This window comes from Rosistilla ulvae (assembly GCF_007741475.1).
Lineage (GTDB): Bacteria > Planctomycetota > Planctomycetia > Pirellulales > Pirellulaceae > Rosistilla > Rosistilla ulvae.
In genome coordinates, this window is sequence record NZ_CP036261.1 from 886329 (window position 1) to 907880 (window position 21552).

Below are 21552 nucleotides of genomic sequence, written 5' to 3' on the forward strand. Positions count from 1 at the left end.
CTACGGACCAAGAATGACGACTCTATTGATAGCGTTGGGCACGATGGTGGCCTACCTGATCGCGTACAACACCTACGGGCGTTGGTTGGCGCGGAAGATTTTTCAGTTGGACGACAATGCTGTCGTCCCCAGCGTGGAATTGAACGACGATCGCGATTTTGTGCCGACCGATCGTTCGGTCCTGTTCGGCCATCACTTTACTTCGATCGCCGGGACCGGTCCGATCGTGGGGCCCGCGATCGCGGTGATGTGGGGTTGGTTGCCAGCGTTGGTCTGGGTTCTGTTTGGATCGATCCTTGTCGGTGCGGTGCACGATTTTGGAGCATTGGTCGTCTCGATCCGCAGCAAGGGGCAGACCGTTGGCGACGTCGCCGGTCGGGTACTCAATCGCCGCGTGCGGTTGTTGTTCCTGTTGATTCTGTTCATGGCGCTGACGATCGTGTTGGCGATCTTTGGTTTGGTGATCGCTGCGGTCTTCAAGCAATATCCGGCATCAATCATTCCCTGCTTGGTGCAGATCCCGATCGCGATGGCGATCGGCGTTTGGTTGCATCGCAAGAACGTGCATTTGTTGCTGCCGTCGTTGATCGCGTTGACCACGATGTACGCGACCCTGATCTACGGAAACTCGGGCGTCCTGGGGACGTTGAACCAAGCGATGGCCGAGTGGTCGGTGATCTCATGGGTCCTGATCCTGTTGGTCTATTCGTATGTCGCGTCGGTGCTGCCGGTCTGGATGTTGTTGCAGCCGCGCGATTACATCAATTCGCTGCAGTTGATTACCGCTCTTGGTTTGATCGTGGTCGGATTGGTCGTGGCTGGGTTGATCGGCGGAGCACCGTTGTCCGAGGGAGCCGCTCGCGTGCCGCTTGAGATCTCCGCGCCGATGGTGCGAGCTAACCCCGAGGGAGCGCCGGCGGTGATCCCTTTCCTGTTCATCACGATCGCTTGCGGTGCCTGCAGCGGTTTCCATTGCTTGGTCTCCTCGGGAACTTCCAGCAAACAGATCAAGTGCGAGAGCGACGCTCAGTTCGTCGGTTACGGTTCGATGTTGACCGAAGGCTTTTTGGCAACGCTGGTGATCTTGGCCTGTGTGGCTGGGATTGGTTTGGGCGTGACGGAGAAGCTTGGCAGCGGAGCGGTTGTGACCGGCACGGCGGCTTATGAAGCCCGCTACCAGTCGTGGCAATCGGCTCAAGGGCTGGGAGCCAAAGTGGGCGCGTTTGTCGATGGATCGGCGAACTTTCTAAAAGCCCTGTCGATTCCCGCGGGGATCGCAGTCGCGTTGATGGGCGTCTTGGTCGCTTCGTTTGCTGGCACGACATTGGACACCGCCTGCCGGTTGCAGCGGTACGTGGTGCAAGAACTGGCGGCGACGTTTGTTCGCGGATCGGGAAGCGAAGAGGTTGCGGTCTCGGCCAACCCGATGACCTGGCTGACCAATAAACACGGCGCGACGATCTTTGCGATCACATTGGCTCTGGCGATCGCGGCGCTACCGGCTCCGGGAGCCGAGATGACGTTGGCCAATGCGGGCAAAGGCGGTTTGATTTTGTGGCCACTGTTTGGTGCGACCAATCAATTGTTGGCCGGCTTGGCGTTTTTGGTGATCTCGTTCTTCCTGTGGCGTCGCCGGATCCCGGTTTGGTTTGTTGTGATCCCGATGATCATGATGCTGATCATGCCAGCTTGGGCGATGATGATCGAGCTGCCCGGTTGGTTGAATCCTCCCGAGGGCCAATCGCCTAACTGGGTCGTGATCGTGATCGGTTGTGCGACTTTATTGTTGGAAGCCTGGATGGTCGTCGAGGCGATCATTTTGTGGCCCAGCGTCCGCGGGATTGTCGAAGAGGCGGCCGTTGCCAAGCCGTCGTCTTAGGCTACGATAATCACAGCCATGAATGCATCACAAAACGCCTCCGCCAACGCTGCACAAGCGGCGACCGACGATCCTTCGCCGGCCGACGACGCCGCTTCGCTTTCGTTGCCCGAGATGCTTCGCGTGCTGGAAGTCGCGCGGCAGATGCGCGAAGACCGCCAGACGGCCGAAGTCGCGCTGCGCCGCGACGAGGTTCGGACCCAGATCCGCCGCAAGTTGATCGAATCGGCGAAGGTCACCGGCGAAGAGGTCAGCGACGCGGAGGTGGATGCCGCGATCGAACAATACTTCGAGACGATGCACGTGTTGAAAGAGCCTAAGTTTGGGTTCGAATCGCTGTTGGCTCACGTCTATGTGATGCGGCGACGCGTCGCCGCCGGGGCTGCTGCGGTGACGGTCGCTCTTGCGGTCACCTGGTATGCATTCCTGTCACCCTGGGCACCACTGAGCCCCACGGTTCGGGCGGAGCGTGCTGCGGCGTTGCAAGTCGAACAATCGCAGGTCTTGTTGCAGCAGATCGAATCGGCTTCGTTGGATCCCGATGCCACCGCCGAAGCGTCGCGATTGATGGCTGAGGTGCAAGCGGCTGGTGCGGCGAACCCTGCTGCTGCCACGGCGGCTCACGAGCGGTTGAACAAGTTGTGGGGGCAGATGCAAAAGCAGTACGAGGTTCACATCGTTTCGGGTGCCAGCGAGATGTCGGCTTTCGAACGCGACTTTACCGATGATCAAGGGACGCGGTTGGCCGGATATTACGTGGTCGTCGAAACGCGTTCGCCCGAGGGACGCGTGCTGCGACAATCGATCCGCAACGCCGAAACGGGTGAAGAGCAGTTGGTCGCTCGTTGGGCCGAACGGGTTTCCAAAGATGTCTACGAGCGATTGCGGGACGACAAAGTGTCCGATGGCGTGCTGAACGAAACCTTGTTTGCGGTCAAGCGTCGCGGCGAGATCGAGGAACGGGTTCAGATCCCAACGCGTAGCGGCGAAAAGCTGCAGCGGAAAGCTCAGATTACCAACTGGTAGCCACTCGCAGGATATCTATGCCAACCTCCGGTTCCGAAGTGCTTCGCGAGATGACTCGCGCGATCCAAAATGCCAAGAGTCAGCGCGACGCGTTGCAATCGCAGCATCGCGAGATCCTGCAGCAGACCGACGACCTGGTCGGTCAGCGCGGGCAGACGTTGGTCGAATTGGCGGAGAGCTATCTTCCCGAGCTGAGTCAGACGACGGTGCGGCAGGTCTGGAATGAGATCCGCCCGGCGATTCAGGATGTGTTGCTGCGGAAAGAGGCTCGGCATCGTGAATTGGTCGCCGAGCACCAGCGGTTGGAGGCGGTCCAAACGCAGCTGCGCGGCGAACTGCAGACGCTCAACGGCAAGTTGGACGCTATTTATGGCGAGCGTGATTCGCTCAGCAAACAGCTCAGTGAACAGCTGTCGGGCGATCCCGCCTTCCAACAACTGACCGACAAAGCGGCGATCGCGGAAATCAATCTGCAGCGAGCCGAATCGAGTTTGGCTGAGGTCGAACACGATGTGATCGCCAAGCTGCCCGCGTATCAGCGGAGTCGGTTGTTTCAGTATCTGCACAAGCGAAAGATGGGAACGCCGCAATACACAGCCCGTGGCTGGCGTCGGCGGATGGATCGTTGGGTTGGCCGGCTGATCGATTATCCCAAGGCGCGGAAGAGTTATGAGTTCTTGAGCGAAGTGCCCGGCAAGATGCGGGAATTGATCGCCGAGCGACGCGATGCGCTCAACCAGTTGTTGGATCGATTGGAGCGATCGCAGCAGAAGGTCGCCGCCGAACTTGGCCTGGACAAGGTCTTGGATCAAATCGAATCGCGCGAAGACCAACGCGACGATCTGTTGGAGCAACTGGAACAGACGGTTGTGCAGACCAACGCAAACGGCGCCGAGATCGACAAGCTGTTGGACAGCGAAGGGCCGTATTACGCCGAGGCGATCGATAAATATCGACGGCTGTTGGAACAGACCCATACGCTGACTTTGGAGCAGCGGGCGGCGCAGTCTCCCGATCCGATCGACGACCAATTGGTCGCGCGTTTAAAACATCTCGACGAAGAGATCCAGCAGTTCCAGAAGGCTGCCGACGCTCGCCGCCGGCAGTTGAAAGAAGCTGAGGACTTCGCCGAATCGATCGACTATCTGGTCCAGCAGTTCCAGCGGGCGCGGTTCGATGATTCGCGGAGCTATTTCGACGACAAGCTGAACATCCGCGAATCGCTCAGCCGTTTAGCCGATGGCCGCGAGCGCCCCGATCTGTTGTGGCAACACATCCGTCGCCACCAGCACACCGCGCCGAACTGGTACGAGGAAAACTCGCGTCGAGTCGTCAATGCAGCGAATTCACCGATGGGGCAGATCCTGTTGCAGACGATGGCTCACGCCGCGGGAGCAGCGCTCCGCGAAAGCGCACGCCGGGCCGGATCGCGAAGGATGAGCTACCCTACGTCGTCGACGCGATCGTCCAGTCGAACGACAAGCCGGCCGAGAATGCCAACTCCCAAACGCTCCGGTTTTAGCACCCGCAAAGGGTTTTAGAAAGCAGTGGCGAAGCCACGGCATCCGATAGCCTGGGACGCGAGTCCCAGGTGCCGGAGCATCCACGCGTTTAGCCGTCGCGAAGCGAGGGCATTAGCTCGCATGTCGTCGCTTCGCGACTGAGGTGGGGCGACCGGGGCCGGGATTCCTGGGACTTGCGTCCCAGGCTGTTGCATGCCGTCGCTTCGCGACTGAGACGGCTCGACCGGGGACGGAATTCCTGGGACTTGCGTCCCAGGTTGTTGCATGTCGTCGCTTTGCGACTGAGGTGGGGCGACCGGGGCCGGAATGCCTGGGAGACTTGCGTCCCAGGCTGTTGCTTATTGTCGCTTCGCGACTGAGGTGGCGCGGCTTACTCTTGGTTTTCCCAAGTCACGCCCATCTCGGATTCCAGCGAAGCGTACCAATCGCGGAACAGCTGGCCCGCTTGGAAGTTGGCGAACTGTCGCAGTCGCATCCGTTGAGCTGGTTCCATGAAGTCATCGCGGAGCTTTTCGATGTCGGGCGACGTCGATTTCACCTGGAAGACGTAGAACGTGTTCTCCGGTTGATTCGCCGCGCTACCAAACGCTTTCTCGGAGGTCGAGAAGACAGCTTTCATGAAGTCGGGGCCGACGCGGTCCAGATCTGGAACGCTCAATCCAAAGCCTTGCATCGCCGTGAACGGTCCGGCGTCGCTGATCACCAAGGTCTGTTTGGCTTCAGGGATTTCGGTCGTAATCGATTCCGCATTGGCGTTGTTCAACTTTTTCGCCAACGCTTCCGCTTCGGTTTTTGCCAATTCGCGTCCCTTCTGCAATCGCAGCGCATCTTTGACTTCCGGTTCGATCTCATCGAATTCGGGAGTGAACGGCTCGCGCTGTTCGGTCTTCCAGAAGACGAAAGCCGATCCCGGCGGGTTGCTGTCGGTTCGCTTGGGGGTGTAGTTCGGGAATTGGTTGTTGTAGATCAGGCTGGCAAACGAATCGCCACCGCCGAATCCCATCCCTTGGGTTTGTGAGTTGGCGATCGGTTGATCGGCGACCGAGATCGGATCCTGCATTCCGGTCACGCCGTATTGCAGCCCCAATGCCTCGCCCAGTTCCTTCAGGCTGAAGGCAGGTGGTTCGCCAACTTTCTTTCCTTGGTCCTTGTCTCCCTGCCACAGCATGCGTGCGCCAAAGTAACGTTTCATTTCGCTTTCGGCTTGCGCCATCGCTTTCTGCATCGCGGCGCGTGCCGCCGGCAGCGCCAGTTCGCTGGCAACTTGATCCTTCACTTCTTCAAACGTTTGGACGCGAGTCTTCGCTGGTTCCGGTGGTGTCAGCTCAGCCGCAGGCGATTCTTCAGCTGGCTTGGCTTCTTCAGCCTTCATCTCGGGCTTGGCGTCGGCCGGCTTTTCCTCAGCAGGCTTTTCTGCTTTCGGCTTTTCTTCGCTCTTGGCCGGTTCGGCTTTCTTTTCTTCAGCCGGTTTGGCTTCTTCAGCCTTCATCTCGGGCTTGGCGTCGGCCGGCTTTTCTTCAGCAGGCTTGTCCGCCTTCGGCTCTTCTTCGCTCTTGGCCGGTTCGGCTTTCTTCTCTTCAGCTGGCTTGGCTTCTTCCGCCTTCATCTCCGGCTTGGCATCTGCTGGCTTTTCTTCGGCCGGCTTGTCAGCTTTTGGTGCTTCTTCGCTCTTGGCCGGTTCAGCTTTCTTCTCTTCAGCTGGCTTGGCTTCTTCCGCCTTCATCTCCGGCTTGGCATCTGCTGGCTTTTCTTCGGCCGGCTTGTCAGCTTTTGGTGCTTCTTCGCTCTTGGCTGGTTCGGCTTTCTTCTCTTCGGCTGGCTTGGCCTTTTCTTCCTTTGCGTCAGCAGCCGGTTTGTCTTCTTCCGCCTTTGGTTTGTCGGCCGGCTTTTCTTCAGCAGGCTTTTCTTCTTCCGCCTCTTCCTTGTCGTCGTCTTGCGGGCGGAATGCTGCTAAACGGAACATTGAACGGCGGGTTGCCGAAGATTGATCCTCGGAGGCTTCTTCTTTCTTGTCGGTCGCTTCGGCCTTGTCCGCTGCTTCCTGCTTTGGCTCTTCCGCAGGTGCTTCGGCCTTCGGTGCGTCAGCTGGCTTCTCGGTCTTCGTTTCTTCTGCAGGTGTTTCTTCGGTGACGGTCACTTTGAATCGGCCTTGAGCGACCAAGCGGTCGTATTCGGCACGCATCACATCGTCGCTGATTTTCTTCTTTTCCGCTTCCAAGAAGTTGTCGAACGAAGCGGTCAGGTATTCGACGTTGGCCGAATAGTTGCGACGGAATCCAGGAGTGGCGGAATCGGGGTTGGGCAAAGTGTCTTTGTATTCTTCGTACAACGCTTTGACTTCCGATTCGGGCAGTTGGTCGTCGGAAACTTTGTCGGTGAAGTCAGCAACCAGGATGGGATAGGCATCGATCGTCGCTTGTTGGTTCATCTGTTTGAACAGCTCCCAGCTTTCGCCGGGGGATGTCAGCGGTTGAGCTCCCGCAGCGATGCCGGTTTGGCCGACGCGTTCGACCGCATTGGCTAGCAGTTCGGTTTTGAGGACGCTTGCCAATTGGTAGCGGCCGATTTGGTTGTCCGACGATTGCGACAAAAGCGCGTACATGTCGTTTTCGTTGACTTTGTCGTTGGCATACAGACGCAGCCATTGATCGATTGCACCGTCATCCAGATCGAATCCCATCTCTTTCGCTTTACGCGACAGCAGGTAGGTTCGCAGGGCGTTGTCCAACGACAATTGGTTGGAGATGCCGACGCGTTGCACGTTCCCTTGTTGATCGACGACAAACCCGGGAACTTGAGGGCGGCCCCCTTTTTCCATCACTTGCTGGGCCAGATCGGCCAGGAAGCGGGTGGTCATCTGATGGTTGCGTACATAGCGATTCATTTTCGCCATGTCGATTTCTTCACCACCAATCGTGGCGACCGCTTCGCTTCCACCAACGCCGCCGCGGGTCGAATCCAGATAAACCTGGAGTGCTGGAAGGACGACAAATGCCACCATGGCCAAACCGGCCAAGGCCGCGACCATTGCCTTTTGATTACGACGAAAAATCGACAGTGGGCCTGTCATAGTGGTGCTACTTTCGTGACTGGAGCTTTTAAAGGGAACCTTTCGGGTGAGCAATCGATGCCACCGTTCAAGGCGAAGCGAAACCTACATCATATGTGGGGGCGGCGGCAGTCGCCAAACCGGCCTGCCGCTAGCAAATAAAGCCGTATTTGCGCAGCAATCCCAACATTTTCAAGAGCTGTCAAAGTACACCGCACCGAATCAAAGGGTCAAGGCCGGAGTCACGTGGGGAAACCTTGTCTATGTTTCTGAAAAAACGCCAGCAAACCCCTTGTCGATCCGTTATCTTAGAACAGAGTTATCTACTCTACCCGCCTTTTAATCCCACCAAATCTCCTCCCTCTTGCGAAGGAAATCCCGCATGTTCGATCGCCGTCAATTTATTGCCTCTTCCGTTGCGACCACTGTTGCCGCCACCGCGGCGCAATCGCAAGCCTCTGCCGCCGACGCCGACAAGCCAGTCAAGGTCGGCGTGATGGGCCTTTCACGCGGTATGTCGCTTGCCACCGACCTGGCCAAGATGGACGGTGTCGAAATCAAATACATCTGCGACGTCGACAGCACTCGGCTCGCTTCGGGCGCTGAAAAGCTGGGCAAGATCGCCGGCACGTCTCCCGAGGCGATCACCGATTTCCGCAAGATCTTGGACGACAAAGAAGTCGACGCGTTGATCTGCGCCGCTCCCAACCATTGGCACGGCCCGGCGACGATCATGGCCTGCAAAGCGGGCAAGCACGTTTACGTTGAAAAGCCAGCCAGCCATAACGCCCAAGAAGGGGAATGGATGATCGAGGCGGCTGAAAAATACAACCGCGTCGTCCAGGTGGGCACGCAGCGCCGCAGTGCTCCCGAAATGATCCAAGCGATGGAAAAGCTGCAATCCGGAGCGATCGGCAAGGTCTTCCTGTCGCGCGGCTATTATGTCAACCAACGCGGTTCGATCGGAAAGGTAGAACCGAGTGCACCGCCAGAAAACCTCGATTACGCGCTTTGGGAAGGCCCTGCCCCGCACCGCGAATACAAATCGAACGTCGTTCCTTACAACTGGCACTGGAACTGGCACTGGGGCGGTGGCGAATTGGCCAACAACGGCGTCCACACGTTGGACATCTGTCGTTGGGGAATGGGAGTCGATTATCCGACTCGCACCACGATCTCCGGCGGCCGCTACTGCTACGACGACGATCAAATCACTCCCGACACGCAAGTTGTCGCGTTTGAATTTGGCGATGGCAGCCAGATCACCTGGCAAGGCACTTCGTGCAACAAGCACAACGTCAACCCATTTGTCTCGTTCTACGGAACCGAGGGTTCGATGGAAGTCGACAGCAACGGTGGCTACAAGTTGTTCAATCGAGCCAACAAGATGGTCGAAGAGGTGAAGGGGAAGAACAACGGCCAGCTGGCTCACCTGACCAACTTCGTCGATGCGGTTCGCAGCGGCGATGCTTCCACCCTGAATCAACCAATCGCCGGTGGGCACTGCAGCACGATGATGTGCCACTTGGGCGTGATCGCGTATCGCACCGGCCAACCTGTCATCTCCGATCCGACCAACGGCCACGTTCAAGGGCCGCAGGAACAGACGGCTATGTGGGGACGCGAGTACAACCCAGCTTGGGAAGCTGACGTAACGAAGATCTAATTCTTCCTCACCTCTTCCACCTGTAACACTTCCGCTCTGCGGCATCTCTTGTTGTCGCCAACATCGTTACAGGTGTCGCAAACCGACCCGAAGGCAGTCCCCACGCGGGGGACTGCCACGGTTCTGAATCGGTTCTCTCTTTCGCTGGCGGGTTTGCAAGGTAGATCTTCGTTGGACAACGCGGCGGTCTTGTTCGCTCGCACGAGGCGACGTTGCATCAGGCGAGCCAATGGCCGCAGCGGGTCCATTCGAAGCCGTCGATGCCTCCGCTCAAAAAGCCCAGCGATACCTATGATCCGCGCACTTGATTTTCACAAAGCCTACGATGACACCATCGCGGTGGCAGGTCTCTCCTTTGAAGTCTTGCCCGGCCAAGTCCTTGGACTCGTCGGGCCCAACGGCGCCGGGAAGACGACGACGCTGCGAGCGTTGAGCGGACTGATACCGGCGACCCGCGGACGATTGGAAGTCGCTGGACTGGATGTCGAACAGCATCCGATCGCGGTCAAGCAGCAGACGGCGTATGTCCCCGACGATCCACAATTGTTCGACGACCTGACCGTCGGCCAACACATGGACTTCTTCGCATCGGTCTACCGCGTCGCCGATGCCGAAACCAAAACACAAGGTTTGTTACAGACCTTCGATTTGATCGAGAAGGTCGACCAGCGAGCGAGCGCCCTCAGCCGCGGGATGCGACAAAAACTTGCCGTCTGTTGCGCGTACCTCTATTCGCCAGCAGCGATTCTGTTGGATGAACCGATGACGGGGTTGGACCCGCCGGGGATTCGCAATCTGTTGGAATCGGTTCGCCAGCGAGCGGCCGATGGTGCAGCGATCATGATCAGTTCGCATCTGTTGGCGATGATCGAATCGGTCTGCACCGATGTGCTGGTGTTGGAACGGGGCCGCGCCAAGTTCTGTGGATCGATCGATGCGTTTAAAGCTCGCTTCGAATCGGCCGGAACGCCGGCGTCGTTGGAACAAGCGTTCTTCGCCGCGACGGCTTGCGAGCTGCCGGTGGGAGCAAGCGGATGAACGCGTTGACCTTAGAAGCTTGCTTCCCGCGCAGTCTGCGACAGTTGCTGCAGATGCGAACGGTTGCCAAATTGAACCGCTTGAAACGCCGGATCCTTGCGCCCCGGCGAATCCTGTTGACAGTGCTGGCTGTTCTGTTGGGAACGCTGTGGGCCGGGCAGGCGTTGTTGGGAATCTTGATGCGCCCCGCCGCCGATCCCCAGCGATTGCAGTTATGGATCACCAGTGGCTTGGTCCTGTATGCCTATTGGCATCTGTTGCGCGCGGTTTGGAGCAGCGAGTTGGCCGGGATCGTGTGGTCGCGTCCCGAGCGCGAACTGCTCTTGACCGCTCCGCTGTCGCCAACGCAATTGATCGGCTACCGCTTGGCCGGCGGCATCGGACCCTCCGTCCTCAAAGCGACGCTGCTGACCGTCGTGTTGCTGCCCGATTCCTCGCGGATCGAACTGACATTTCTGGGGCTGTTGATGGCTCTGGGAATCCTGGAACTGACGCGGATGATCATCGAGATCGGATGTTCGGGATTGTCCAAGGGAGCGTTGTTCCGGTTTCGCATCGGCGTCACCTCCGTTGCCGTCGCGATCGCTGCGACGGTTGGCGTTAGCGTCTGGTCGAACTGGGATCCCGATTTCGGCATGCCAGCGGTCCAGTTGCCCAACCTGATGCTCGGCGGCCTGGTCGACCTCAGCCAAGGGCCCGTTGCTCGGGCGATCGGTTATCCGCTGCGCTACCTCGCCGACATCGCGATCGCCAGTCGCTGGAACCTGACGGTTCTGGTGGGGATCTCGGTCGGGCTGTTAGAAATCGCCGGTTTGGCTGCGATTGTCATCTGGCTGCAGCGGACGATGACCGCAGCCCAATTGCGTCAGCATCGCGAGAGTTATGCGGAGATCCAGTCGAAGCAACCTGTTGAAGTCCCGCAAGCAGAACAACACATCGAAGCGTTTGTTAGACGCCGGCGTCTGCCAGCGTGCGCGTCGTTGGGCGGGACCGGAGCCTTGGCGGCGCGGCATGCCGTCACCATGCGTGGCTATTGGTTAACAGTTTTGGCGACCTTGTTTGTTCCGGCTGCTTTTTCGACGTTCCCGATTTGGGTGCTTCCCGCCGATCAACCGGTTCTATTGCACGTGGTCGGATCGCTGATCTTTTACACGCTGCTGTTGGGCCCGCCGGCATTGAAGATCGATTTCCGCCGCGACCTCGACCGGATCCTATCGCTGCGACAGTTGCCGATCTCCGAATTTCGAATCACGATCGGTCAGCTGGCGTTGCCGATCGCCGCTTGTCTGGCGTTTCAGTTGGTTGTGCTGGCGGTGACCGCGGTCACGCGAACTCCCGAGCCGACCAAGCTGATGCTGTCGATGCTAGTCCTGATCCCGGCGACTGTTTTTATCTTCGCCTTGGAGAATGCGATCTTCCTGGCCTTCCCGCAGCGGATTGGTCAGGAGGGGATCGAGGTGCTGATCCGCACGACGCTCGTCTTCACGTTGAAAGGCGTGCTGTTCGTCTTGGGCGTCGCGGTGCTGTTGGCTTGGACGATGGGGATCCGCCAATTTGTCGGCGAGGACTACCAATCGATCGTCTATCGAGTCGGAGGGCTGGCGATTTTGTGGGCCAGCGCCGCCGCGTCGGTTTGGATCACCGCGATTGCGCTTCGCCGGTTCGATCTGTCGGTCGACACACCCGCGGCGTAAGCCTCGCCGGGCGTCGACGTCTTGCTGCCGCCAGCGTTGCTATTTCGCTGGGGCTTCCGCTTTGGCGACGATCTCAAAGTCGAGCGTCGATTGGCCAAACTTCTTCCCCTTGAGGTCCTCGATCGTCAATTGAATGCGATGCGGACCGGGAGCCAATTGTTTGGGCAGGTACAAGCGATAGGCGATGAAATAATCGCGGCGGTAGTTGTTGCAGCTCTGTTTGTCGGCCGGCAACACCTGTTCGGCAACCCGCACGCCATCGGCGTTAAACAGGTCGTAGCTGCCTTGGAAATGGGTCTCGTAGCCGTCGCTGAGTCGTTCGGAGGCGAAGTTGTCGATCTCGCAATAGAGGATCACCTGTTGGCCAGGCTGCAGTTTGTAATCCTTGAAAGGCGTGATCCGGCCGTAGCTTTCGACTTCGGTGCAGAAAGCGATGCTGCTGACGTCCAGTGACTCGGTCGCGGCGGCCAGATGACCCGATGCGAGCCGCAGGTTCTCGAGAGCTTTCTCCCAACGGCGGGTTCGCGAGGGCGATCCATCGGGATCGACCATGCTCCACATCGTCATCATCTGGTAACGCAGATAGTCCTGTTCGGCAGCGTTCAGCTGGTCGACCTTTTCCATCGCCTGATCCGGCTTGTCGGCCAACAAATACAGCATCCGCAGTTTGGCCAGTTGAGTCAGACCGCCGGGCGTGTCGAGCGAGATCTCTTGCTCTTCGTAATGTTTGATCAGCGCTTCGAGATGTTCTTTGGGGTTCGTGCTCGCAGCGACGGGAGCCGCGGGAACTTCGGCTTCCAATTGGATCGTTTTGGTTTCCGGTTCCGCGGATGCGGCGGCGGGCGTTGCCGCAGCGACCTTTTCGACGGGAGCGGTGGAATCCGCTGGCGATTCGGCCGGCGGTGGCGACGCAAAAGCGACAGACGCTTGCGCTTCCTGATCCGACGCTGTTGCAGTCGCTTGTTGGACAGGAGCGGTCGCAGCGGTCGGTGGGGCGGAAACCGTACCGACGGCTTGTGCGATCGGCTTGCTTTGCCCCGGTTTCGGGAGACTCATCTCCTTGGCGGGCGTCGGGTTGGCAGAGCTGGCAACGTGTCCGGGGGGAACTTGCCCGGCTGTAACTTGGCCCGCAGCGCTTTCGGCTTCCGGCTTGGCCGCTTGGTTGCGTTGCATGTTCCGCACTGCGGCGAGTTGTTGACGGGCGGCAGCCTGGACTTCCGGCGTCGCATTGCTGAACGCTTCGATCAACTCATCCGATTCGTTGTCGGCAAGCGTCGCGTCAGCGGCGGTCATGCTGGCGCTGGATGGAGCGGCCGGTTTTCGCTGTTGCGCACTGGCAGCCGTTGTGCCCGAAGGCTGCGACTGTTGATTCGGCGGAGCCTGGAATCGTTGCGCGAGCGAGGACAGCAGCCCGTCGGAGGGGGCCGTCGCTGGCTGAACCTCCGCCTGCAACGAACGATCAGGGACGGCGGTTCGGCAACCGGTCGAGCTAATCAGGGTATATAATGTTACCGAACAGAGTGTCATTCGGAGCGTAACGCCGTGCATCCTTGCCTCGTGCGTTGATGGATTGGTAGGAGGCCCCGGAGATGGGGCATCGGGGGAGCGTATCGAAATCTGGCGGTTTCTTTCAAGATAGATTCAAGATATTTTTCTCCCCGCTAACCAAACCCGCCTGGTTTGTGTCCTTCTGATGAAAGATAGCTCTTGGTCGACAGCCCGCCATTGACCAAAGGCCCCAATTACACTTAAACCAACACTGCAGGGGAGTTTAGAGTGACGCTCGGCTCCCCCCCCTCCCCCGGTCTGCCTGCTGTTTGGTGCAGATCGTTTTTTTGGTTGCTTGATAAACGAATGCAAAAATCCCGATGACCCAGACGACCGACGACCTCCGAATCCGCGACCAAAAATCGCTCCGCTCCCCCGCCGACCTGATCGCAGAAATTCCTGTCAGCGAAACCGCTGCCAACACGGTCTATCAAGCCCGGCAGCAATTTCATCAGGCGTTGGAGGGGACCGACGATCGGATCGCTGTCGTCGTCGGCCCCTGTTCGATCCACGATCCCGACGCGGCGATCGAATACGCTGCCAAGTTGCAAAAGGCCCAGCAACGGTTGAGCGACGATCTGTTGGTCATCATGCGGGTCTACTTCGAAAAACCACGGACCACCGTCGGCTGGAAGGGGCTGATCAACGACCCTCGTATCGACGGCAGTTTCGAGATCAATCAGGGGCTGCAGACCGCCCGGAAGTTGTTGCTGGACATCAATGAAGTTGGCGTTCCCGCCGGCGTCGAATACCTCGATCTGATCAGCCCTCAGTACATCGCCGATCTCGTCGGTTGGGGAGCGATCGGGGCGCGGACGACCGAGAGCCAGGGGCACCGCGAACTCGCCTCGGGACTCTCCTGCCCTGTCGGTTTCAAAAATGGAACCGCTGGCAGCGTGCAGATCGCCGTCGACGCGATCGGTGCCGCTCGCAACTCGCACCATTTCCTCTCGGTCGCCAAAGATGGCCGCTCGACAATTTTCCAGACCACCGGCAACGAAGACTGCCACCTGATCTTGCGCGGTGGCAACACGCACACAAATTACGACGCCGCCAGCGTCGATGATGCCGCGGCGTTGTTGGAGAAAGCCGGTCTCGATCCACGGATCATGATCGATTGCAGCCACGCCAACTCGCGGAAACGCCACGAACGCCAAGCTTACGTCTGCCGCGACATCTGCCATCAGGTCAGCGAAGGGGATCGGCGGATCATCGGCGTGATGATTGAGAGCAATCTGGTCGAAGGCAAACAGAGCAAGCCGGAACAACGCGGCCAAAGCATCACCGACGCCTGCATCGGCTGGGACGACACCGTTACCCTGCTGGACCGCTTAGCCACCGCAGCCAAAGAACGTCGCGCCGCGAAATAGCAGGTTTGCGTTGAGACCCAGGGGCGGATCTTCGCGCCCTGGTGGTCTACAGGCCCAACGGGCCGGCCCCACGCCAGCCCGGGGCAACGCCCCGGGAAAACAAGGCCAACCAACCCGGTCCGCAGGCCCAACGGGCCGGCTCCACGTCAGCCCGGGGCAACGCCCCGGGAAAACGAGGCCAACAAAACGATGCAAAGCCCCAACGGGGCGGCCCTACATCCAATCGGCCCAATGTGTCGTAGGGACGACCCGTTGGGGTTTTGCCGGCGATGGGCCGTTTCCAAACCCAGGGCGTTGCCCTGGGCTGACATAACGATGCCCCCGTTGGGGCGTCGAACCACGGATTTCGGCGAATCCAACGGGCGTATCTCCCACGTTTCGTCACCGCGCACGTGGCAATCGAATCACGCCACATTTCCACAGGCCCAACTGGGCCGGTCCCACGCCAGCCCGGGGCAACGCCCCGGGAAAACAAGGCCAAACAACCCGGTCCGCAGGCCCAACGGGCCGGCCCCACGTCAGCCCAGGGCAACGCCCTGGGAAAACGAGGCCAACAAAACGATGCAAAGCCCCAACGGGGCGGCCCTACATCCAACCGGCACGGCGTGTCGTAGGACCGCCCCGTTGGGGCTTTGCGGGCGATGGGCCGTTTCCAAACCCAGGGCGTTGCCCTGGGCTGACATAACGATGCCCCCGTTGGGGCGTCAAACCACCGATTTCGGCTGCATCCAACGGGCGTATTTCCCGCGTTTCGTCACTGCGCACGTGGCAATCGAATCACGCCACATTTCCACAGGCCCAACTGGGCCGGTCCCACGTCAGCCCGGGGCAACGCCCCGGGAAAACAAGGCCAACCAACCCGATCCGCAGGCCCAACGGGCCGGCCCCACGTCAGCCCAGGGCAACGCCCTGGGAGAACGAGTCCAACAAACCCGGTCCACAGGCCCAACGGGCCGGCTCCACGTCAGCCCGGGGCAACGCCCCGGGAAAACAAGGCCAACCAACCCGGTCCACAGGCCCAACGGGCCGGTCCCACGTCAGCCCAGGGCAACGCCCCGGGAAAACTTCCGACGGAGTGATTTACAGGTATCCATACCGCTCGAAATATTCGCTCCAACGTTCCTTGAGCACCGCCTCTTGCTCCGCCGGCAGGGAGTGTTTGTTGGTGCGGTAGCTGCGGTGTTGGCTTTCAACCCAGTCCTGCAGCTGTGGCTTCAGCTTGCCGTCGAAATCGCCGAGGTTCAGCTTTTCGTAGACGTGGCCTAATTGAGCGACGGGATCGGCGACGAGGTCTTCATATCGGATGTCGATGATCTGATCCTCGGCGACCGCCGACCGCCCGGCGTGGAAGGCGCGATACATCCGCTCGTGACACTCGAGGACATATTCTTCCAAGTGGTCGTAGTTGGGCCGTTGGAAACATTGTGAGACGTCTAACGATTTCCATAGGCGACACGTCGACGGGAAGATGTTGCGTGGGTCGCGCGTGATGTGGATGAACTTGGCGTCGGGAAAAGCCTCCGCCAAGACTGCGATCCGCCCGGTGTGGGTGGGGCTTTTCAAAACCAATGGCTTCGGAGTCTTGTAGGTCAACGCTTTGAGGAACCCACGCAGTCCGTTCACCCACGTACGATGTTCCTCGGGCGAGATGTTTGTCCAATCGAGATAGTTCATGTCGGGCGGAGCTTGACCGGGGAAAGCCATCCGCCGGTAGGGCGATGGCAGGCCGAGGACCAGCAGCGCGAATTCGTCTTCTTGCGGCAAACGCCAGCCGGCTGACATGTTGTCCATCGGGCGTTTGCTCGGCAGCAACCAGCTGCCAAACATGTTGAACTGCCATTCGGTGAACAGGAAATGGTGCGGCGCGAAGCACTGGAACGACGTCGGAAATGTCCATTGATCGTCCAGGACCATCAACTCATGCAGCAGCGTGGTGCCGCTGCGCCAATGACCGACGATAAAGACCGGCGGTCCGGCCAGTTCGGTGTTGTCGATTCGTCGGCCGTGGACCAACCGATGCCCCGCCGCCATCAGGTCGTTGATCGGCGCGATCCCCGAAATGATCGCCGCCATCGCCAGCCGAGATGGCTGGATTTTGAAGTGCCCGTCGCGGAGCAGTTTCCAGTAGGGAGCGGTTCGCATCCCATGCCAGAACCTGGGAGTGTAGAACGGGTACGGGTGAAAATCGTCGGGCTTCGGCGACGCGGACGATTTTGCAGCAGCGGGTGCGTGTTCGCTCAAAATGGTTGAATGCGGGTTGCAGGGGGAGACGGCGGGCCAAAATCTGATCGTAGTTGTCGCCCAGCGGATTTGCTAGGCGAGCTTGGTTTTCACTTCCCCCGGGGATCGGGCTCCGGGCGACTTGCAGTATACTGAAAACGTGAACTCCCAACCCTCGAGGCCCGTTGGATGTCGACCACTCCATCGCATCACCCATCCACCGCCCATCCGCTGCTGCGTCGCGTCCGAGGGCTCTCCTGGCAGGCCCACGGTTTACTATTGATTCGTGCGATCGCGATCGTCGCGGCGTCGTTGATCCTGTTGGCGATCGGGCTTGGCACAATCGATTGGCTAGTCCGCTCCCGTAGCTTGGGGTGGCGTTGGCTCTCGACTGGCTTGCTGGTCGCCGCTGCGGTCGGGCTCGCCTGGCGTTGGCTGATCCCCGCGATCCGGCTGCGACTGCGAGGGACCGATGTCGCCCGGCAGATCGAAGCTGTCTTTCCCACACTGGGCGATCGGCTCAGCAGTAGCATCGACTTTCTCGAGTCGCCGCGTCCTTCGAAAAGCCACCTCGAAGCCGCCGTCATCGATCGCACGACTCAGGATGTGCAAGGTTTATCGTTTGCAACGGCACTCAACCTCCGGCCAACCCTCGCGGCGTTGGCCGCCGCCGCGGCGATCGCTGCCGTTTTGAGCGGCCTGTGGTTCCAGGATTCTGCCACCGTCTCGCACGCCGCTGCTCGGCTGGCTCAGCCCTGGCGACAACTCGATTGGCCGCGACGCCATCATTTGCAGATCGATCCGTTGCCCCAAGTGGTCCATCGAGGAGACAGCTTGGAAGTTGTCGTCCGCGATCCGCAAGCTGATCTTCCATCCGATGCGGTGGTGTTGGTGCGAACGCCCGCCGGGACGCAGAGGCTTGCGCTGCAGCAGGCCGGGCACAGCGGAGTCGCTCGGATCGAGAACGTGCAGTCCCGATTGGAGATCCGCGCGACCGGAGGGGACGACGACACGCTCGACTGGCAAACGGTTGATGTTATCCAGTCGCCTGAAATCACGCGCAATCAGTGGACGCTTACGCCTCCCGGATATGCAGGCAAACCACAGCAGACGATCGAAGCTCTGCGGTTCGATGTCGTTGGTGGAACGCGGGCTGTATTGGAACTGAGCCTCTCCAAACCGATCACCGAAGCGACGCTGCGGCAGTCGGCCAGCAACTCGCCCGATTCGAGTGTCGCAGGCGAAGGAAACCTGGCCGCCGATGGACTGACCGTCAACTTCGAACTGCTGGAACTGACCGAGGATTGCCAGTTTCAGGTCGAATGGACCGATGGCGACGGGCTGCCGGGAAGCTTTGCCCAGCAGTGGACGATTCGTGTCGTTGCCGATTCGCCGCCGCAAGTCGCTTGGTCCGAATCGACCCGCGTTTCGATGGTCACTCCCGGCGGAGAGCTTGCGTTGAACTGGACCGCGGAGGATGACTTTGGGATGACCGAAACCGGGGGCCGATGGAATCGACCCGGCCGATCCGCTGCGGAGGACGCGGCGGAAGCTTCCGATTTTGCAACGCGATCGATTGCGGAAATCGCACGAACGGCCGACGGCACGGCGTTGTTCAAGCCGTCGGATTGGAAGCTGCAAGCGGGCGAAACGATCGAGCTGACAGCGTGGGCAACCGACCAGCAGGGACAGCGAGGCGTCAGCCCGACGCTATCGTTGGCGATCGTTTCCGAAGCGGTGATTCGCCAACAGGTCGCCGAAAATGAAAACACGATCGTGGAAAAGATGCGCGACGCCACCGTCGAACAACGGGCCGCTCGCGATCAAGTTCTCGCCGCCGCGGCGGAACTGAAGCCCGATCAGGACCGCGCCGCGGCAGCCGAGCGTGTCGACTTTGCAGCGACCACGCAACAGCAATCGCGTCGCACGCTGCAAGAGTCCGGCGGCGCGATCGATCTCGCCAGACAAGCCGTCGAACTGCTCGAGAACAACGGGCTCGTTGACGCCGATTCTCAGCGGCTTGGCGATTTGTTGGCGGCGCTAACGGAACTGGCCGACGAAAATTCCAGCGAGATCGTCGATGCGATCGCCAACGCCGCCGACGCGATGGAAGACGAGGTACGCGACGCGGCAGCGACTTCGAAACTGAAGCAGCAATTAGATCGGATCGGCCAACAGCAACAGGAGGTCGTCGATCGGTTGGAGTCGTTGGCTGGAGAGCTTGTGAAACGCGATGCGGTTCGCGACCTGTCGCGTCAGTTGGACGATTTGTTGTCGGATCAGCAGCGGTTGCAAAACGAAACTGCTGATCTCGACGCAGCGGACGATTCGGCAAAGGACTCGCGCCAGCAGACGCTTGGCAATTCGCAACAAGAACTGTCGCGGCGAGCCGCACGCTTGGCGGCGGAGATCGCCGAAACTGCATCGGATCTACCCGACGAACAGGCTCCGTTTGCCGATCGATTGCAACGCGCTGCGGATCGTTTGAACGAGGATCAAGTGGTCGGTCAGATGCGGTCGAGCGCCGAGGATTTGAAGTCGGGACGGCTGGGGCAGTCGATGGAAAAACAATCGCAGATCGAGCAGGCGTTGCAGTCGACCCGCGCGGCGCTGGAGGGAAGCGATCGCAGCCGCGAAGAATCGTTGTCCGACGCGATCCAGGCAGCGGCCGAGGGACTGGAAAACGCAGCCGATCAGCAGCAGCAGATCGGTCGCCGCGTGGAGGATCCGCAGGAGGAACCTTCCGAGTTGGCTGATGATTGGAAACAGCTGGCCGATCAGACTCAGCGGTTGCGTGAGCAGGTAGAGCGTTTGGGAGCTGAGCAAGCGGCGGATCGGATCGACCAAGCGGTGGAAGCTCAATCACAAGGCCAACAGCAGTTGCAAGCGGGTGATCGGGAATCGGCCCAGCGATCGTCGCAGACCGCTCAGCAGCAGTTGGACGAAGCTCGTGATCAGCTGGCTCAGATGCAGAAACAAGTCGACGCCGATCAACAGCGGAAAAAAATGTGGGCGTTTATCGAGCAGTTAGAAGAGATCTTGGCCAACCAGCGGACGTTGATCGCCCGGATCGAAGCTGCGGAATCGGGAGCGCTCGGCGAGCTGGCTGCCACTGAAAAACAACTGGCCCAACGCGTGCAAGCGATCTCGCCGATGGTAGCCGAATTGGCCGGGTTCGACTTTGTCATGTCCGGTGCCGCCGACGACATGAACCGCGTCGCTGCCATGCTTGCGCGGGACGATAAATCACCGGCTGTGATCGACGCCGCTGGGGCAGCGCTTGCGCGGTTGGAACAGGTGCTCGAAGCGGTGATACAGCAGATGCGTCAGCCGCCTGGGAACGAACCGACCGATTCGTCGCAGCAAGATCCGCAACAGCAGCAGGATGGACCGGACGACAATGAAAATGGGCAGCCTTCGATGGCCAGCTTGCGTCTGTTGTTGGGGCTGCAGCAATGGTTGTTGGATCGAACCGCGGCGGTCGAAGCGATCGAGCCGGGCGACGAGGCGCAGCGAGATTACAAGCAGCAGGCGATCCGCCAATTGGCTCAGCGGCAGCAAAAGCTCCGCGATCAGTTTCAATCGCTATTGAAACAAGCTCCCGCACCCGCGGCCGACAATGAGGGGGACGGGATCTAAGCTCGCCACTGACCATACCAGCACGAAGCGCAAGCGAGCGAAAATCCATACTAGCACGAAGCGCAAGCGAGTGAAAAAAACGACCCAATCGAGTCAACTCGTGATTGCAAACGCAACCAACAACCGCCACGACGTCTCATTTGACGCACGACCTTTTGCGGAGCGAAACACGGCGGTGGGATGATCGCCCGTGTGTGACAACCGTTCACTCGCTTGCGCGTCGTGCTGGCATGGCGGGGGGGAATCACTCGCTTGCGCTTCGTGCTGGTATGGAGGGGCGGTCTTCGTCTTAGCGGTTTTGAGAGAGTTGAGTTCCGCAGCGGTCGCAGAATTTGGCGTCGCTGTCGTTGACGGCGCCACACGATCCGCAGGTCGACAACATCGCGGTCCCACAGGAATCGCAGAACTTGGCATCGCTGTCGTTTGCGGTTCCGCAGCTGGGACACGCCACGGACGACTGACGGGCCGATTGGTTCAGGCCAGCGCCAATCGCCGATGCGACAGCTTGCACGCCACCGCGGGTTTCTTCGGCCATGTAGTTGAATGTGTCTTTGCCGACCGGCGCGATCTCGCCCGCTTGGTATCGCGTGATCGCGCCCATAAATCCATACCCGCTCATCGTGCTGCCGACGAACATCAGCGGCATGCCGACAAAGCAGCACCAGAAATAGCGTGGTGATCCAAAGCTACCAAACGACATGAAGAAGCTGCCCATCCCGACGATCGTGAACAACACGCCGACGCCAAAGATGAGAGGGCCGATCTTCCGTAACAGCTGCCGCGTTTTCAGGTGATCAGGATTGATTCGCTCTTCGTCCGACATGGTTTTCTCCGGTGGGTGTGTATTGCGTGTTCGCTGGTAACGCCCGAATCTTGGCCACTTTCTCGATTACAGGGTAA

The 21552-nt window shown here is 59.7% G+C and carries 12 protein-coding genes; 8 read left to right on the forward strand and 4 right to left on the reverse strand.

The window, feature by feature from the left end; genetic code table 11:
- Positions 1 to 13: 13 nt before the first annotated feature.
- From EC9_RS03280 to EC9_RS03290, 3 genes are read left to right on the forward strand one after another with little or no spacing between them, the layout of a single operon-like run.
- Positions 14 to 1879: a carbon starvation CstA family protein gene (locus EC9_RS03280; protein WP_145117674.1), complete on the forward strand. Its 1866-nt coding sequence runs from the start codon at positions 14 to 16 to the stop codon at positions 1877 to 1879.
- Between the two features lie 18 nt (positions 1880 to 1897).
- Positions 1898 to 2905, forward strand: a complete 1008-nt coding sequence (locus EC9_RS03285) for a DUF6384 family protein (RefSeq protein ID WP_145342331.1) — start codon at positions 1898 to 1900, stop codon at positions 2903 to 2905.
- 17 nt (positions 2906 to 2922) lie between these two features.
- Positions 2923 to 4446: a coiled-coil domain-containing protein gene (locus EC9_RS03290; protein WP_145342333.1), complete on the forward strand. Its 1524-nt coding sequence runs from the start codon at positions 2923 to 2925 to the stop codon at positions 4444 to 4446.
- A gap of 352 nt (positions 4447 to 4798) precedes the next feature.
- On the opposite strand, the gene EC9_RS03295 is transcribed toward EC9_RS03290, so the two are convergent.
- Entirely contained in the window at positions 4799 to 7498 is a 2700-nt protein-coding gene (locus tag EC9_RS03295; protein ID WP_145342335.1) for a SurA N-terminal domain-containing protein, read from the reverse strand.
- A gap of 361 nt (positions 7499 to 7859) precedes the next feature.
- Between EC9_RS03295 and EC9_RS03300 the strand changes: the two genes are divergently transcribed.
- The 3 genes from EC9_RS03300 (at position 7860) to EC9_RS03310 (ending at position 11875) form a co-directional block, all read left to right on the forward strand.
- Positions 7860 to 9143, forward strand: a complete 1284-nt coding sequence (locus tag EC9_RS03300) for a Gfo/Idh/MocA family protein (protein WP_145342338.1) — start codon at positions 7860 to 7862, stop codon at positions 9141 to 9143.
- Positions 9144 to 9434: 291 nt separating this feature from the next.
- Positions 9435 to 10181: an ABC transporter ATP-binding protein gene (locus EC9_RS03305; RefSeq protein ID WP_145342340.1), complete on the forward strand. Its 747-nt coding sequence runs from the start codon at positions 9435 to 9437 to the stop codon at positions 10179 to 10181.
- The gene (locus EC9_RS03310) at positions 10178 to 11875 is read left to right on the forward strand and encodes a hypothetical protein (RefSeq protein ID WP_145342342.1); all 1698 of its coding nucleotides are present in this window, start codon (positions 10178 to 10180) and stop codon (positions 11873 to 11875) included. Before EC9_RS03305 ends, EC9_RS03310 begins: the two co-directional genes overlap by 4 nt.
- A gap of 39 nt (positions 11876 to 11914) precedes the next feature.
- Here EC9_RS03310 and EC9_RS03315 read toward each other — a convergent pair whose 3' ends face one another.
- Positions 11915 to 13168 carry a hypothetical protein gene (locus tag EC9_RS03315; RefSeq protein WP_145342344.1) on the reverse strand — a complete coding sequence of 418 codons (1254 nt, stop codon included), beginning with the start codon at positions 13166 to 13168 and terminating at the stop codon, positions 11915 to 11917.
- Between the two features lie 575 nt (positions 13169 to 13743).
- Between EC9_RS03315 and EC9_RS03320 the strand changes: the two genes are divergently transcribed.
- Positions 13744 to 14793 (forward strand): 3-deoxy-7-phosphoheptulonate synthase, encoded by a 1050-nt coding sequence (locus tag EC9_RS03320; RefSeq protein WP_145342346.1) that lies wholly within the window; start codon positions 13744 to 13746, stop codon positions 14791 to 14793.
- A 1080-nt stretch (positions 14794 to 15873) separates the two neighbouring features.
- Here the strand turns inward: EC9_RS03320 and EC9_RS03325 are convergent.
- Positions 15874 to 16935, reverse strand: a complete 1062-nt coding sequence (locus tag EC9_RS03325) for a sulfotransferase family protein (RefSeq protein ID WP_145342348.1) — start codon at positions 16933 to 16935, stop codon at positions 15874 to 15876.
- 267 nt (positions 16936 to 17202) lie between these two features.
- On the opposite strand from EC9_RS03325, the gene EC9_RS03330 reads away from it, so the two are divergent.
- A complete protein-coding gene (locus EC9_RS03330; RefSeq protein WP_145342350.1) occupies positions 17203 to 20652 on the forward strand; it encodes a DUF4175 family protein in 3450 nt (1149 codons plus the stop codon).
- Between the two features lie 289 nt (positions 20653 to 20941).
- Here EC9_RS03330 and EC9_RS03335 read toward each other — a convergent pair whose 3' ends face one another.
- Positions 20942 to 21475 carry a zinc ribbon domain-containing protein gene (locus EC9_RS03335; RefSeq protein WP_145342352.1) on the reverse strand — a complete coding sequence of 178 codons (534 nt, stop codon included), beginning with the start codon at positions 21473 to 21475 and terminating at the stop codon, positions 20942 to 20944.
- Positions 21476 to 21552 lie beyond the last annotated feature (77 nt).